Origin of the sequence: Arthrobacter sp. cf158 (genome assembly GCF_900106835.1) — a bacterium.
GTDB lineage: Bacteria > Actinomycetota > Actinomycetes > Actinomycetales > Micrococcaceae > Arthrobacter.
Window position 1 is genome coordinate 252,759 of sequence record NZ_FNNR01000003.1, and the last position, 15,208, is coordinate 267,966.

The following is a 15,208-nucleotide window of genomic DNA, read 5'->3' on the forward strand; positions in this document are numbered from 1 at the left end:
CCTAGTGGCCGAATGTCTAGAGATTCTCCAGATCCGAGGCCGGGGTGGCGATGTTCGCCGTGGCCTCGGTCTCGGCCGCCCGCTTGATGGCGCGACGCTCACGGCGGCGGTCGTTCAACACGCAGACACCAATGGCAGCGAAGAACAGGAGAAGCATGGGCGCTGCGAGGTAGAACATGCTCATGGCGTCAGCGCCGGGAGCAGCCATCGCAGCGAACAAGCACACCAGGAAGATGGTAATGCGCCAACTCTTGATGAGTTGCTTGCCCTTGACGATTCCTGCCAGGTTCAGGCCAACCAAAACCACCGGGACAAGGAAAGCGATACCGAAGGCCAGCAGGAGCCGGAGCACAAAGGCCAAGTAGATTTCGGCGCTGATGAAGTTGGATCCACCCACCGGAGTGAAGTCAGTCAGGACCCGCACGGCGTTGGGCAAAACGAGCCACGCGAGGAGGACGCCGCCGATGAAGAGCGGCACCGCTGCTGCCACGAACGACAACGCAAGTCGACGCTCTTTTTTGTGAAGGCCGGGCACGATGAAAGCCCAGAGCTGGTAAATCCACACCGGGCTCGCAAGAATCACGCCTAGGAAGACCGAAACCTGCACCATGAGGTCAAACGAACTGGCGACGCCGTCAAAGTTCAGCGTTGCGGCGCGGCCTTCTTTTTCGTTGAGATCCTTGATCGGCTTAATCAAAGCCTCCAGAAGCGGCTGGTAGACAATGAAGCCCACCACCGTTCCCAGGATGACGCCGATTGCAGCCTTGAAGAGCCGGTTCTTCAGCTCCTTGAGGTGGTCAAGGAGCGCCATCCGGGCTTCGGGGTTGGCCTTGCGCCCCTTCGTCTCAACCACTTCTTACTAGACGCGGGTGGAGGGCGGAACGTCAGTCTCGCCGTTGTTCTTGGCGTTCACGTCCGGGTGACCAACAACCTTGCCTTCGACGGCGTCGGAAGAGTCCTGGGCGTCCTTCGTTTCGGAAGAGCCGTCCTTCTTCATTTCCCGGACTTCAGACTTGAAAATACGCATCGACTGCCCAATGCTGCGCGCCATGGACGGCAGCTTCGGTGCTGCAAAAAGCACCAGAGCCAGGACGATGATGATGATGAGATGCCAGCCTTCGAGCCTCATGTGGGGAGGTCCTTTCCTTTTGGATACATCCTACGTCTATCTGAATTCAATGTCGTGCAGGTTTTGGGGCTGACCCCGCTCTGCTTTGCGCTTGACGCGCTTCTGGCGACGAACTTCCTGGCGGAAGGCTTTGGCCGTCAGGTAATCATGACGCATCTGCTCCGGTGAGGCAAAAATTGCGGAGCCCGGCTCAGGGTGGTCCTCCGTCCGTTCAACATCGGAGGTTTCGACCATAGGCGAAAGGTTGCTGAAACGTTTACCCGCATCGCCCAATTCATGAACAGTTGACATGAATTTCCTGAACAAGCGGTACCCCAGCGCCAGGTGCAGAAGCAATGAAAGGGCTATTAGCGCGATCCACAACAGGATCCAGAACCACCAAGGCATCTGAGTAGTCTAGCCAGCCGGGCTGTCAGAAGCAGAGTCGTACTGGGCCAGGGCCGCATCAAGCCAGGCACGGGCCCCCTTGCGAAGTTGCTCGGGGTGAACGATACGGACGGATCCGCCATGCTGGGAAACGAACATCGGCAGCCACTCTGCGTTCCCGAACCGTACTTCAGCGAGGAGTCCGCCGTCGGGCATTGGCGCCGTGCGTTCGGCGTAGTAATCGTCAGCCAGCCCGGCACCCTGCCGGGTCAGCTGCAGGACCACCAGGACGTCGTCATCGCTGGGAGTGAACAGGCGCGCCGGAAAGTCTTCCGCGGCCGTTGCAGACCCGGTGACATGACGGCCGTTGGGTGCCAACGCCTCCACTCTGTCCAAGCGGAAATTCCGGATGCCCGTCTTACTGTGACAGTAGGCCTCGAAGTACCATGTGTCGTCCAGAGAATAGAGCCGCAAGGGATCGACGTCTCTTTCAGTGACCTCATCCCGCTGCCGGGAGAGATACTTCAGATGGAGCTGTTGTCCATCCCTGATCGCCTGCGTAATCGTGGCAAACGCCTGCGATTGACCCGGCGCGACGGATTGGCCGGCCACGGAACCAGCCAGACGGCCGGCCTGCCCTGCGGCGCCGGTCAATTTGATGGTGACGGATTCCAGAGCACTCCCAGGCTGGTCCTCGGCCATTCCGGCCAACGCCGGCAGGTCGCCCAGCATGGCCAGGCCGGTCAGGAGCGCAGCTGCCTCCTCCTCGCTGAAACGCACCGGACGATTCAGGTCCAAGTGCTCGGAGATGTACACATGGTCGTCTTCCCACTGGATGTCCAGGAGGTCATCGGGGTAGCCCTCTGGAAGACCCGAGCAAATCAGGATCTTCAGGTCGTCAATCAGCGCTTTCCGCGTGATGCCGAAATGATCCGCTACTTCCTGGATGTGCAGCCCCTGATGGTGGACCAGGAAAGGGACCAGCTGGAGCATCCTTGCCAACTGGTCCTCGGACGTCCGCTTCCGCGCCCTGGGCGCGCGTCCAGCGTCGGGGAACTGCAGGGGTACGGACGGGGCAGCATCGACGTCAAGGGCGCCTTGGAGGCGGCGTACGACGGCGGCACACAGCTCCGCCGGGCTCACCACCAGGACGTGGGGGCCGTAGGAGGCTAATTCTTCGGCGAGCTGCTCAGGATCACGGAAGTCCACAACCAGACGGTCACGGTTGGAGCCCGCGGGCAGCGGCGTGACACTGTTCGCCCTCTTTCGCAGGGGAAGGAGGCGGTCCCTGTCCACGTCAAGGGTGGCGTGTTGGACCGGGAGCTCGTTGAGGGAGTCCAGTTCTGCCCGGACGTTGAAGGATTCCGGCGGCTCAAAAGTGCTGCCGGTCAGTACGGTAACGGCGCTGGTCATCCGCGAGAGCCTGAAAAGCCTCTTGGCCGCTCTCTCCCGGTCCAGGCCTACCAGGTACCACTGGCCAAATCGGCTGCCCAGTCCCCATGGCTCGACATCGCGGACCTCTTCGCGTCCCGAACTGACCGCGAGGTAGCCGAAACGGACCGGATGCCTGCCGTGCATGGCCGCCACGACGTCGTCGAACGCTTGTCCGGCCGGCTTGATGCGAGGCTGAACGCCCGCGGGGAGATCCACATCAGTAAAGCCACCAGCAGCCTGCAGTTTGCGGACGGCGTTGGCGGCAGCAGTACCGAGGGCAGCACGTTCCCACAGCTGGGCGGCCAACAGGAGGACGGTGCACTCAGCAGGAGTGAGACTGACTTCAGGGAGCCTGTTGGAGTCCTTGCCAATGCGGTAGCGCGTAGTGGCGGGGTCATCCACTCCAAAATTCTGCGGGTCCGTGAGGGTCTCAATCTCAAAGCCAAATTGCCTAAGATCCACCTTGTCACGCTCGAACATGCGTCCAAAAGCGACGTCATTTTCGGCGGAATCGCGGTAAACCTTTTCGCGCAGGATGGACCGTGGAAGTCCCACCTTGGTATTGAGCAAGGCCAGGAGAAGGTTCAGGAGTCGTTCAGTGCGGGATGCGGACACGGTTGCTACGTTACTAAAGACCGGCAGGAAAGCAGCAAGGCGCGTCACCAACCAGTGAAACCGGAAGGTGACGCGCCTTGCGCAAAGGTGGTGTCCTAGCGGACAGCCACGAGGTCTACCACAAAGATCAGAGCCTCGTTGGGCTTGATCGCTCCGCCGGCACCGCGGGAACCGTAGGCAAGCTCAGACGGAATCTCCAGGCGGCGGCGGCCGCCAACCTTCATGCCCAAGAGACCCTGGTCCCAGCCCTGGATAACCTGGCCAACGCCAACACGGAAGTCGAGCGGAGCGCCGCGGCCCCATGAGGCGTCAAACTCTTCGCCAGTGGACCAGGCCACGCCGACGTAGTGCGTGGAGACGGTGTCCCCGGCTTTGGCTTCCGTGCCGGTGCCCTCGATGAGGTCCGTGATGACGAGGTCCGTGGGGACGTCACCTTCCGGGAAGTCGATTTCCGGCTTGGTGCGGTCGAAGTCACGCTGACCGAATGACATGGGTACTCCTTTGATGTGGGGGACGGATTGATGTCAGGAACCAGCCTAAGCCAGTGCCCGGCAGTCGTGCAGACGACGGCCGTTGGCTACTTGACGCCGAGGATGTCCACGACGAAGACGAGGTCGCCCTTGGCTTCGCCTTGGCCTGCGTCGCCGTAGGCCAGGTCCTTGGGAATGACCAGCAGGACGCGGGAGCCGACAGTCTTCCCCTCAAGGCCCTGGGTCCAGCCCTTGATGACGCCAGTGAGCGGGAAGCTCGTGGACTTTCCGCGGTCATAGCTGGAATCGAACTTGGTGCCACCAACAAGGTTGACGCCCACGTAATTGACAGTGAGGGTGTCAGTTGACTTGACGGCTGCACCGGAACCCTTGATGAGGTCCTGGGCGATGAGTTCCTTGGGAGCGGCTACTCCGTCAACGGAGATCTGGGGAATGCCCTTGTCGTCTTCCTTAACGGTGGGGAGCCCTGCAGGAGGAGTTACTGTCTCACCTTCCGGCTTCTCCAGTACCGGCGCGGCATCCTTGGCTGAGACCAACTTGAAGATGACCAGCTGTGTGGAGGCGGGTGCAGAAGCCGTGGCATTGCCCGGTGCCGCGAAGGCGATCTGGGAACCGATCTTGGCGCCGACGATCGCGTTGTAGATCTGCTCGTTGCCTGCCTTCAGCTCGTCAGTAAGCTCGATCGGCTGAGGGCCGTTGGCGTAAGCGTCTTCCACGGTCTTACCGTCATTGCCGTCGACGGCCAGATACACCAGCTCGGCCGTCTGGCCGGCCTTAATCCGCTCTCCGTCGCCTTCGACAACCATCTTGACAGTGGTCTCGGACACGGTGAGGGGCTTGGAGAACTCAATGCCCGGGGCTTTGTCGTTTCCGTTGTCCGTCACTTTCACGGAGTCAAGCTTGGAGGTATCACCGGCTGACTGGCTGGTGGGCTCGGCTGCCGGAGTGTTTCCTCCGCACGCAGTGATGAGCAGCAGGGCAGGAAGGAGAATTGCTAGGAGTCGGCGCACAAAAAAGACACTTTCGTCGGGGCAAGGGACACTCGGAAAGACGCTAAACGCCTCCAAGCAGGGTGGCTCTTGGAAAGAGACCACTATCCAGAATAGCCCGTGAAGCTGAGAGCCAGCTTATAAAGCCGCTCAGCTCATGGAGTCCAGAAGTGCATCTACCCGCTCATCAACGCTCCGGAAGGGATCCTTGCAGAGGATTGTCTGGTGCGCGCGGTCGTTGAGCTTCAGGTGAACCCAGTCAACGGTGTAGTCACGGCCCAGTTCCTGGGCGCGGCGAACAAAGTCGCCACGCAGCTTGGCCCGCGTTGTCTGAGGCGGTGCATCAACGGCGTCCTTGACGTCTGTTTCCGTCACCAGGCGGCGTGCGGCCCCCCGCGCCTGGAGCAGGAAGAAGATACCGCGTTGCCGGGAAATGTCGTGATAGGTGAGGTCGAGTTGTGCAATACGGGGCGAATCCAGGCTCAGGTCATGTCGCCGCATATACCCGTCCATGAGCTTCTTCTTGATGGCCCAGTCGACCTCGGTGTCGATCGTGCTGGTGTCTCCGCTCTCAATGGCGTCCAGAGTCCGCTTCCACAGGTCCAGGATGAGAGGCACGTGGGCGTTGTGTGCGCCGTTGGCAGCCACGAATTCCGTGACCTTGCCCAAGTATTCGCGCTGGATATCAAGTGCGGTCAATTGCCTGCCGTTGGCCAGCCTGACCAAGGCGCGGCCGCTGAGGTCGTGGGAAATCTCACGAATGCTGCGGATGGGGTTTTCCATGCGCATGTCCCGCATGATCACGCCTGCCTCAATCATGCGAAGGATCAGGTCCACCGTTCCAACTTTGAGCAATGCCGAGGTCTCAGACATGTTGGAGTCCCCCACGATGACGTGGAGCCGGCGGTAGAACTCGGCATCAGCGTGTGGTTCGTCGCGGGTATTAATGATGGGCCTTGACCTGGTGGTGGCAGACGACACGCCCTCCCAGATGTGGTCGGCCCGCTGGGAGAACGCAAAGGTGGCGCCATGCGGGGTCTTCAAGACCTTTCCCGCTCCGGCGATCAGCTGACGCGTCACCAGGAACGGAATCAGGATTTCGGCCAGGCGGGAGAACTCCCCGCGCCGCGGAATGAGGTAGTTTTCGTGGCTGCCGTAGGAGTTTCCCGCGGAGTCGGTGTTGTTCTTGAACAGATAGACCGTGCCGTTGAATCCCTCCGCTGCCAGCCTCGATTGGGCTTCATCCACCAGGTCATCCAAGATGAGCTCGCCCGCCCGGTCATGGGCGATGAGCTGGGCGAGATCATCACATTCGGCTGTGGCATACTCCGGGTGTGATCCAACGTCCAGATAAAGCCTTGAGCCGTTGGTCAGGAACACATTGGAGGATCTGCCCCAACTGACTACCTTGCGAAAGAGGTAACGAGCCACTTCCTCAGGAGCCAGCGGACGTGAATCCGGGCTCGAGTAGGAAATCCCAAACTCCGTTTCGATGCCAAAAATTCGCTTATCCATCTCAGCTCTCCTCTGTGAGCAGGCGGGTCATGTCCTCAGGCAGGAGCCGACGGAAGGCCCTTCGGGAACCCCGGTGGCTTTCCGAAGCGCGGTACAGGACTGCGGCTTCAACGGCTGTGGCGGGCAATGCTTCGGCTTCCTTATCGGTGGCCAGGGCGCGCAGTGCCAAACGCATGGCCCCGGCGAGGTTCAACTCAGGCTCCCATGCCGCGCTGACGACGTCGGAAATCTGGTCAGCCAGGCCGCCCATCACCACAAAGCCGTTTTCGTCCGCGATGGAACCATCGAAAGTCAGCCGGTACAGGTGGTCCTGTTCTTGTGCCAGACCCACCTCGGCTACCGCCAGTTCCACCTCGAACGGCTTCTGTTCAGCGGTGAAGACGGCGCCGAGGCTCTGTGCGTACACACTGGCGAGGCCGCGGGCCGTGACGTCCTCACGATCGTAGGAGTAGCCGCGGACGTCGGCGTAGCGGACGCCTGCCTGCCGAAGACTTTCAAACTCGTTGTACTTTCCCACAGCGGCGAACGCGATTTTGTCGTAGATTTCGCCGATTTTATGCAATGAAGGCGACGGATTCTCCGCGATCAAGGCGATGCCGTCAGCGCAGCTGATAACCACTACGGAGCGTCCGCGGGCGATGCCCTTCCGGGCGAAGTCCGCACGGTCCTTCATCAGTTGCTCGGGAGAGACATAGAACTGCTGTGTCATGTCAGGCCTCCCGTCCGGCGATGGCACGCGATTCAACGATGGCCCCCGCGATGGCGGCCAAGTCCCGTTCGGGAACGCGTCGATTGCCCGCCCGATTAACCGTGTACACCACGGGCCACAGCTGGCGGACGGGATCAGGACCGCCCGTTGCCGAGTCGTCATCTGCGGCGTCGTACAGAGCCTCGACGGCGATGGCGACGGCGGCTTCTTCGGAGAGGTTTGGCTTCCACAATTTCTTCAGGGCGCCGCGGGCAAACACCGAACCGGAACCTACCGAGTGGTGTTCCTGCTCCTCGTAGCGGCCGCCCGTCACATCGTAGGAGAACAACCGCCCCACTCCGGACACTTGGTCGAACCCGGCGAACAGGGGAATGACTGCCATTCCCTGCATAGCCATGGGCAGGTTCCCGCGGATCATTGCGCCCAGGCGGTTGGCTTTGCCTACCAGGCTGAGGAGTGTGCCCTCAATTTTCTCGTAATGCTCCAGTTCAACCTGGAACAGCCGTGTGATGTCGATGGCCAGTCCCGCCGTACCGGCAATACCCAGCACGGAGTACTCGTCAGCGGGAAATACCTTCTCTATGTGCCTGCTGGCGATGATGTTGCCCATGGTGGCTCGCCGATCTCCGGCCATCAGCACTCCCCCTGCGTATGTCAGGGCAACGATGGTAGTGGCGTGCGGCGAGGATGGCACCATGCCGGCGGGTAGTGATTGATTGAAGGGAAGGAGTTCAGGACGCGAGCGTTGGAGATGCTCCGTGAAAGAAGACGTTGCCTGGGTGGCCAGGGGGCCGGTTGACGGGTCCTGCATTGCTGCACTCCTTCGACTCTGCGTTCCGATGCCCGGCGGCCTCACGCCGGCCGGGCAGTACATCCTGTGACGGTTCGTTTACTGGCCGCCCTTTTGGACGAAGGCCCTGACGAACTCTTCTGCGTTCGATTCCAGAACGCCGTCAATTTCGTCGAGGAGGTCATCCACGCCCTGTGTCGCGTCCGATGCCTGGGCTTCGGGTGCTGTGGGTGGGGCTTCCGGGACGTCTACTTCAGTTTCGGTTTCCCGGGACTGCGGTTGTTGCTGCTCCTGAGCTGCCATTTTCTTTCTCCCTACTGTCAGTCCCCTGATGCCGGAGACTTCCTACTGCCATATTGCCACGCTGCAGGCTGCTGCGTATGGCTTTGACCAGGCACGAATCTTCCTGTGGCGGGCACGCCTCAGCTCTTTACCGGGGGCGGATTCTGGCCCATCAGTTCGGCCAGGAAGGAGCCGGCGTCCTGGTGCCTCTCAAAGAGTGCACCGGTGAGGGCTTCAGTTCCGCGCAAAGGTTCGCGGGTGGGTACCCGCTGCAGCTTTCCAAGACCTGGGACGTCGAAAATGACCGAGTCCCAGCTTGCACCCACCACGTCTTTTCCAAACCGGGAGACGCACCGGCCCCGGAAGTAGGCACGGGTGTCCGAAGGAGGTTCGCCAACCGCCCGGGCAATGAGGCCGTCGTCGACGATCCGGGTCATGCGATTCCGGGACAGCAACCTGTAATAGAGACCCTTCTCGGGCCGTATATCTGACCACTGCAGGTCCACCAAGCCAAGCCTGGCATCGTTCCACGCCAGGCCATCGCGGTTTCGGTACCCGTCCAGAAGCGATCTCTTGGCTACCCACTCGACGGACGAGGCAGCGGCGCTGATGTCGCTGCCCAGAATCGTCAGCGTGGACTCCCACCGTGCCAGGACATCGTGGGTGTGGCCGTCGCCAGTCAGGGAATCAGCCACGCCTGTCTCTTGGGCGAGTTTTGCGGCCGCCTCGTAGAACATCCACTGGATATCGAGGGCGCTCACCCTTCGACCATCAAGGAGTCTCACTGTGGCGGTCAGCGTGGTGTCGTGGCTGATCGTCTGGAGCGCCTGGACGGGTTCGTGAACCTCGATCTTTGGTGCCTGTCCGGCCTCAATGAGGCTTAGGACCATGGCCGTGGTACCAAATTTGAGGTAGTTGGAGGCCTGGCTCAGGTTGGCGTCGCCGATGATCACGTGCAGGCGCCGGTACTTGTCTGCCGTTGCGTGGGGCTCGTCCCTGGTGTTGATGATGGGACGCCGGATGGTTGTCTCCAGCCCTACTTCTGCCTCGAAGAAGTCTGCCCGTTGGCTGATCTGGTAGCCAGGAGTGGAGCTGTCCTGTCCCAGACCAACACGGCCGGCACCACACACCACTTGGCGGGATACGAAAAACGGCGTCAGGCCACGGATGATGTCTCCGAAGGGTACGGACCGCGGCATGAGGTAGTTCTCGTGGGATCCGTAAGAGACGGACTTGTTGTCCGTGTTGTTCTTGTACAGGTTGATCGAAGGCAGGCTGGTGTCAGCCGCGACTTTCCGGACCGTTGCCAGGGCTACGAGGTCGCCGGCAGCATCCCAGGCCACGGCGTCCCGCGGGTTGGTCACTTCCGGGCTCGAATACTCGGGGTGCGCGTGGTCCACGTACAGGCGTGCGCCGTTGCCGAGGACCATGTTCATCAACAGCGAGCCGGACTCGTCGGCACCATCGAGTTCCAGCTCCTGGCGACCGTACGCCAAGGCGACAGCTTCGGCGTCGAGTACTGGTGGCTGGTCCGTGAGTTGGCTGGGGTCTGCGGCCGCCCGGTCGAGGGTCCAGCCACGGGCATCGTGCAGCGGTTCTTCGTCCGTGTAGTCCCAGCGGGTCTCAGCACCGCCGGCAGCCCGCTGCCGGGTGACGGTGGCGTAGGCCTGGATGATCCTTGCGGACATCATGGTGGCGTTCGCGCCGGGGGCCGACGGTGCGTGGATTCCGTATTCAGTTTCCGAACCCATGACGCGCATGGCGCCCCCGTGGGGCAACTTTTCTGCAGGCGAACCTTCGGGTCTTGCTGTCACAGGTACTGGCCCGTATTGGCAGTGGTTTCAATGGACTTGCCCGGTTCCTGCCCGGCCTTGCCCTGAACGATCGTGCGGATGTAGGTGATCCGTTCACCCTTCTTGCCGGAGATTCGGGCCCAGTCATCCGGATTGGTGGTGTTCGGCATATCCTCGTGTTCGCGGAACTCATCCACCACTGCCCGCAGCAAATGCTCGATCCGCAGGCCCTTTTGATTGTTGGTCAAGAGGTCCTTGATGGCGTATTTCTTTGCACGGTCCACGACGTTCTGCACCACGGCACCGGAGTTGAAGTCCTTGAAGTAGAGCATCTCGGTATCACCATTGGCGTAGGTGACTTCGAGATATTCGTTGGACTTCTCTGTGGAATACATTGCTTCCACGGTGCGCTGGACCATGGCGTCCACGGTCGCCTGAACATCGCCGCCGTACTCGGCCAGATCCTGGTCATGGAAGGGCAGGTCCGTGGTGATGTACTTGGCAAATATGTCCGCGGCTGCCTCGGCGTCCGGGCGTTGGATCTTCACTTTTACATCGAGCCGACCTGGACGAAGAATTGCGGGATCTATCATGTCCTCGCGGTTGGAAGCGCCGATGACGATGACGTTGTCCAACCGCTCGACGCCGTCGATCTCGCTGAGCAATTGCGGCACGATGGTGGTTTCGACGTCGGACGAGACTCCGGTACCGCGGGTGCGGAACAGTGAGTCCATCTCGTCGAAGAAGACAACCACGGGGCTGCCATCGGAGGCCTTTTCACGGGCCCGGGAAAAGATGAGGCGGATGTGCCGCTCGGTTTCTCCCACGTACTTGTCCAAGAGCTCCGGACCCTTGATGTTCAGGAAGTAGCTCTTGAGGTCCGTGTTTCCGGCGCGTTCGGCAGCGCGGGCGGCGAGGGAATTCGCAACAGCCTTGGCAATGAGGGTCTTGCCGCACCCGGGAGGGCCGTACAGCAGGATGCCCTTGGGGGCTTTGAGCCCGTGCTCGCGGTAAAGGTCCGGATGCAGGAAGGGCAACTCCACAGCATCACGGATTTGTTCAATCTGCGGTCCGAGGCCACCAATGTCCTGGTAGGTAATGTCCGGGACTTCCTCCAGGACGAGGTTCTCCACCTCGGCCCGCGGGACCTTCTCCAGCGCGTAGCCAGTACGTGAGTCCAGGGACAGCGCGTCCCCAACTTTCAGGTGGATGTTTTGGAGTGCTCCCGAAAGCCGGACCACGCGTTCTTCATCGGCACGGCCCACCACCAGGGCGCGGTCCTTGCCGAGTAGTTCCTTAAGCGTGACCAGTTCACCGGCACGCTCGTAGCCAAGTCCGGCCACCACCAGCAATGCCTCGTTCAGGAGCACTTCCTGACCGACGGCCAGCTGGTTGATGTTGACCAGTGGGCTCACGCCTACGCGCATTTTGCGGCCTGAATTGAAAATGTCCACGGACTCTTCGGTGGCAGCTTGGCCGGAGTTGCCGGCGGAGGGCTGCTTCCGGGGGTTGATCTGCACAACGGTGCCGAAACTGTAGGGTGGTTGGCCCTCCTGCTCCAAGGCGCCCTTCAAGCGAAGAATCTCGGCCTTGGCTGTCTCCAGCATGCTGACGAGTTTGCCGTTGTTCTGCGTCGCGGCCGCCAACTGGCGGTCAATGTGGCGAAGCTTGTCCCGGAGAATATTGATCTGCCGTTCTGCAACAGTCAGTTCACTCGAAGGGTCTGGCGGTTGAACAGCGGCAAGCCCCCGGCTCGCCGCTTCTTTCGCTGCGTCTGGTTCTTCCGGCGTCGGCCGCCCAAGGTCGTTGTTTGACGTATCCACGATTCATCAGCCCCTTCCTGCGCTTAACAAGACCTTAGTCCCGAAAAGCGCAGGGTGCTTGGTGACATCCGGAATGCGGACTCTATTGTGACCTTTGTCAGTTTGTGACCGGAGGATCGTCCTGGACGTTGGTTCCGGCAATGGCATCACGGGCAGCGCGGCGGAGCTTCTTGTCCGACACTGAGCGCTCCCCCACTGCGCCGGGGGTCCAGGCGTTGAGGTCTTCCTCGCTGAACTCAGTCTTGGAGGGGCGTCGCTTCACGGAGATTCCCGTGACGCCATCGGCAAGCCGGCGTGTCACCAGGAGGAAGCCGGTGTGGGCAACCATGCGGTGATCCGGGCGAACGGCCAGGCCTTCAAGGTGCCACCCGCGAACCATCGATTCCCAAGCGTCAGGCTCGGTGAACCGTCCATCCGCGCGGATGGCTTCAGCGGTGCGGGACAACTGGGTGACGGTGGCCACATAATTGATCCAGACTCCGCCCGGTGCCAGAACTGTGGCTACGGCGTCCAAGCACTCCCAGGGAGCGAGCATATCCAGCACCACGCGGTCCACGGAGCCGGGGGCCTCGGCCTTGACCACCTCTTCCTGGAAGTCGCCCAGCGAGATCTGCCAGGCGGGATGCGGGCCGCCGAAGATGGTCTCGACATTTCCCCGGGCGATGTCTGCAAACTCTTCGCGACGTTCAAAGGAGTGAAGATACCCGCCATCCCCTACAGCACGCAGCAGCGAAATGGACAGGGCGCCGGAGCCGACGCCGGCTTCCACGACGCGTGCGCCGGGGAAAATGTCAGCCATGGTGACAATCTGGCCAGCGTCCTTTGGGTAAACGACTGCTGCACCGCGCGGCATGGACAAGACGAAGTCTGAGAGCAGCGGCCTCAGCGTCTGGTACTGCTGGCCGACGTTGTTGCTGACCACGGAGCCGTCCACTTTGCCGATGATCTCATCATGGTTCAGGAAGCCGCGGTGAGTATGGAAAGCTCCGCCTACCTCCAAGGTAATGGTGTTCATGCGGCCGCGTTCGTCCGTGAGCTGCACCCGCTCGCCCACGCGGAAGGGTCCGCGGCGGCGCGCAGCGCCCGTCGGCTGCACTGCTGTGCCGGTGCCGGGCTGATCAGAACCTGCGCTGGCTTCGGGTGCGGCGGTTTCGCTGCTCATGTACTGTTCCTCGCTCCTGTACGGCTGGGCCGCAACATTTTTGCTGGCTGGTGGGCGCCAAAAAATCTCTGGGGTCGGTGGTGAACCGCCGGCATGCAACTCTACCGGCACAGGAGTCAGGCGCGCCCACTTCTGCGGGCTTCCTTACCTGTTATGGCCGTCACCACGGCCTGCTGGCGGAGAAGACCGGTAACGATGCCGTTGTGGTCCACCACAGCGTATTCGCCTCCCTCAAGCCGCGACAGGTACTGGATGAGTTCCTGCCCCTTGGACCATTCCGGGACATAAGCCCCGGCGGCCAGGGCATGCCCAACGGCAGTGACAGGCGTCGTCGTGATCGCGTGCGCGGGCACAGCGGAAGCTGCACCCAGATCCACGACGCCCTGCGGTTTGCCGTCCGGTCCGCAGATGACGACGGCGGGACTTCCGGCCGGGGAAACGGCCAGGACGTCTGCCACGGAGGCTGAGTTCGGCACGCCTACGGCGGGTTCCGCCAGGCCGGCGGCGCTCACCAAGTAGAGGCGGCTGCGGAGTTTGGCGTGGTGGATTGAGCTGGAAGCGCTCATCCACAGGAAGCCGCAGACGAGGATGGTGACCACCGTGTACATCAGGTCCGGTAACTGGCCCTTGAGGAAAGGCACAACAATGAACCAGATAACCAGGGCCACCACGATGATCCGACCGGACCAACCTGCAGCAATGGTTCCCTTGTCCTGGCTACCGGTGGCTTTCCAGACGGCCGACTCCACGAGGCGCCCACCGTCGAGAGGCATGCCCGGGAGGACATTGAAGATACCGATCACCAGGTTGGCCAGCATCAGGATGTCCGCCAGCATGCGCGGCACGCCAGTGAGCATCCCCGTGACCGTAACAGCCCACATGATGCCCGCAATGACGAAGTTCGAGGCCGGTCCGGCAAGGGCAACGATGACCGAGCGTCCGGGGGAAGCCGTAAAGTTTTCGAATTGCGTATGGCCTCCCCACAGGTTCAACACAATTTTCTCTGTCGGCCAACCGAACGCCCTGGCGCTTAATGCATGGGCCATTTCGTGCACGAGGACTGAAATGGCGAGCAGTAATGCGATCGCGAGCCCAACGAGGTATCCCCAGTAGCCAATGCCCGGGAAGTAATCCATGACGGACGGACCGTAGAAGACCACAGTGATGGCCGCAATAACGAACCAGGAATAGGCGAGGTAAACCGGAACGCCGGCGATCTTACCGAGCGGAATGCCATCCTTCTTGGTGGCAGCATGATGCGGCGCGGGGGAACTGCTCACCTAGTTTGCCCCTTCAAGCAGGTTTGCTGCTGTGAAGCGGTCATCCACAAGCTGGCCGACGTCCGCGGCAGTCCTGCCTACCAGGGTGTCCCACGTGACCATGCGGTGATCCTCTGGTAGCGGTACCTGATGGGGAATGCCGACTGTGACCACACCCGACGCGATGGCTGCTGTAGCTCCAGGCACGGAGTCCTCCAACGCCACGCAGTGGTGGATTGTCAGGGTGGGATCATCCAGTCGGAGACGTTCAACTGCGGTCAGGTAGGCCTCCGGGTGCGGTTTTCCGTTGGTGACGGTATCCCCGGTGACCATGAACTCGAAGTACGGCTTGGGAAGGCTTTCCACGACGACTCCGGCCAAGGGGCCCTCGGACATGGTCACCAGGGCGCAGCGGATTCCTGCCTCGTGGAGCTGATCCAGCAGTTCGCGGGCACCGGGCCGCCACGGGACCTCTTTGCGGACCTGGGCGATGACCTGTGCACTCAAAGTGTCAACGATTTCACGGGCCTCAAGCTTGACGCCTGCGTTCTGGAGGACTGCCGCCGAATGCAGCAAGGATTGCCCGACCAACTGCATGGCCTGCTGGTGGGACCAGGTTCCGCCGTGCGACTCCACCAGCGCGCGCTCGGCCGCGATCCAATAGGGTTCGGTGTCCACGAGTGTGCCATCCATATCCCAGAGCACGGCTTTGAGGAGGGGCTGGCTGGGTGAGGAATGCATGGTTTCAAGTCTACGTGGAACCTGGCGGGCGGCTGTGCGCGGGTTGCGCTGTGGGCGAATCGCGGACACGCTTCGGCGTGAAATGCCATGCATCCATCACGGTCTTGGAC

Annotated in this window: 15 protein-coding genes; all 15 read right to left on the minus strand. The window is 61.5% G+C overall.

What is annotated here, in order from left to right; all coding sequences use genetic code 11:
- Window positions 1–16 precede the first annotated feature (16 nt).
- The 15 genes from tatC to BLW08_RS07255 all read right to left on the minus strand — a co-directional run bounded on the left by tatC (window position 17) and on the right by BLW08_RS07255 (window position 15,191).
- On the minus strand, window positions 17–853 hold the full coding sequence (gene tatC, locus BLW08_RS07185; protein ID WP_090821480.1) for a twin-arginine translocase subunit TatC: 837 nt from the start codon (window positions 851–853) through the stop codon (window positions 17–19).
- A 6-nt stretch (window positions 854–859) separates the two neighbouring features.
- Entirely contained in the window at window positions 860–1,129 is a 270-nt protein-coding gene (gene tatA, locus BLW08_RS07190; protein WP_090821478.1) for a Sec-independent protein translocase subunit TatA, read from the minus strand.
- Between the two features lie 36 nt (window positions 1,130–1,165).
- The gene (locus BLW08_RS07195) at window positions 1,166–1,516 is read right to left on the minus strand and encodes a hypothetical protein (protein ID WP_090821476.1); all 351 of its coding nucleotides are present in this window, start codon (window positions 1,514–1,516) and stop codon (window positions 1,166–1,168) included.
- Between the two features lie 9 nt (window positions 1,517–1,525).
- Window positions 1,526–3,544: a helix-turn-helix transcriptional regulator gene (locus tag BLW08_RS07200; RefSeq protein ID WP_175538608.1), complete on the minus strand. Its 2,019-nt coding sequence runs from the start codon at window positions 3,542–3,544 to the stop codon at window positions 1,526–1,528.
- 95 nt (window positions 3,545–3,639) lie between these two features.
- A complete protein-coding gene (locus BLW08_RS07205; RefSeq protein WP_011774867.1) occupies window positions 3,640–4,035 on the minus strand; it encodes an FKBP-type peptidyl-prolyl cis-trans isomerase in 396 nt (131 codons plus the stop codon).
- 86 nt (window positions 4,036–4,121) lie between these two features.
- A complete protein-coding gene (locus tag BLW08_RS07210) occupies window positions 4,122–5,045 on the minus strand; it encodes an FKBP-type peptidyl-prolyl cis-trans isomerase (RefSeq protein WP_175538609.1) in 924 nt (307 codons plus the stop codon).
- Window positions 5,046–5,174: 129 nt separating this feature from the next.
- On the minus strand, window positions 5,175–6,539 hold the full coding sequence (pafA, locus tag BLW08_RS07215) for a Pup--protein ligase (protein ID WP_090821470.1): 1,365 nt from the start codon (window positions 6,537–6,539) through the stop codon (window positions 5,175–5,177).
- A gap of 1 nt (window position 6,540) precedes the next feature.
- The gene (prcA, locus tag BLW08_RS07220; RefSeq protein WP_090821467.1) at window positions 6,541–7,248 is read right to left on the minus strand and encodes a proteasome subunit alpha; all 708 of its coding nucleotides are present in this window, start codon (window positions 7,246–7,248) and stop codon (window positions 6,541–6,543) included.
- Between the two features lies 1 nt (window position 7,249).
- A complete protein-coding gene (gene prcB, locus BLW08_RS07225) occupies window positions 7,250–8,059 on the minus strand; it encodes a proteasome subunit beta (protein ID WP_090821465.1) in 810 nt (269 codons plus the stop codon).
- 78 nt (window positions 8,060–8,137) lie between these two features.
- Window positions 8,138–8,341 carry a ubiquitin-like protein Pup gene (locus BLW08_RS07230; protein WP_090821463.1) on the minus strand — a complete coding sequence of 68 codons (204 nt, stop codon included), beginning with the start codon at window positions 8,339–8,341 and terminating at the stop codon, window positions 8,138–8,140.
- 119 nt (window positions 8,342–8,460) lie between these two features.
- Complete coding sequence (gene dop, locus BLW08_RS07235) at window positions 8,461–10,080, minus strand: depupylase/deamidase Dop (RefSeq protein WP_090821461.1); 1,620 nt, start codon at window positions 10,078–10,080, stop codon at window positions 8,461–8,463.
- A gap of 50 nt (window positions 10,081–10,130) precedes the next feature.
- Complete coding sequence (gene arc, locus BLW08_RS07240) at window positions 10,131–11,936, minus strand: proteasome ATPase (RefSeq protein WP_090821459.1); 1,806 nt, start codon at window positions 11,934–11,936, stop codon at window positions 10,131–10,133.
- A gap of 97 nt (window positions 11,937–12,033) precedes the next feature.
- Window positions 12,034–13,098, minus strand: coding sequence for a tRNA (adenine-N1)-methyltransferase (locus tag BLW08_RS07245; RefSeq protein ID WP_091324119.1), 1,065 nt, complete (start codon window positions 13,096–13,098; stop codon window positions 12,034–12,036).
- Window positions 13,099–13,214: 116 nt separating this feature from the next.
- Entirely contained in the window at window positions 13,215–14,378 is a 1,164-nt protein-coding gene (locus tag BLW08_RS07250; RefSeq protein WP_090821456.1) for a site-2 protease family protein, read from the minus strand.
- A complete protein-coding gene (locus BLW08_RS07255; protein ID WP_090821454.1) occupies window positions 14,379–15,191 on the minus strand; it encodes an HAD family hydrolase in 813 nt (270 codons plus the stop codon).
- Between the last annotated feature and the right edge of the window lie 17 nt (window positions 15,192–15,208).

Excerpts from the sequence above, each read along its gene's own strand:
- tatA (WP_090821478.1), bottom strand. The coding sequence starts at position 1,129 with ATGAGGCTCGAAGGCTGGCATCTCATCATCATCATCGTCCTGGCTCTG.
- BLW08_RS07195 (WP_090821476.1), bottom strand. The coding sequence starts at position 1,516 with ATGCCTTGGTGGTTCTGGATCCTGTTGTGGATCGCGCTAATAGCCCTT.
- BLW08_RS07205 (WP_011774867.1), bottom strand. The coding sequence starts at position 4,035 with ATGTCATTCGGTCAGCGTGACTTCGACCGCACCAAGCCGGAAATCGAC.
- pafA (WP_090821470.1), bottom strand. The coding sequence starts at position 6,539 with ATGGATAAGCGAATTTTTGGCATCGAAACGGAGTTTGGGATTTCCTAC.
- prcA (WP_090821467.1), bottom strand. The coding sequence starts at position 7,248 with ATGACACAGCAGTTCTATGTCTCTCCCGAGCAACTGATGAAGGACCGT.
- prcB (WP_090821465.1), bottom strand. The coding sequence starts at position 8,059 with ATGCAGGACCCGTCAACCGGCCCCCTGGCCACCCAGGCAACGTCTTCT.
- BLW08_RS07230 (WP_090821463.1), bottom strand. The coding sequence starts at position 8,341 with ATGGCAGCTCAGGAGCAGCAACAACCGCAGTCCCGGGAAACCGAAACT.
- dop (WP_090821461.1), bottom strand. The coding sequence starts at position 10,080 with ATGCGCGTCATGGGTTCGGAAACTGAATACGGAATCCACGCACCGTCG.
- BLW08_RS07245 (WP_091324119.1), bottom strand. The coding sequence starts at position 13,098 with ATGAGCAGCGAAACCGCCGCACCCGAAGCCAGCGCAGGTTCTGATCAG.
- BLW08_RS07255 (WP_090821454.1), bottom strand. The coding sequence starts at position 15,191 with ATGCATGGCATTTCACGCCGAAGCGTGTCCGCGATTCGCCCACAGCGC.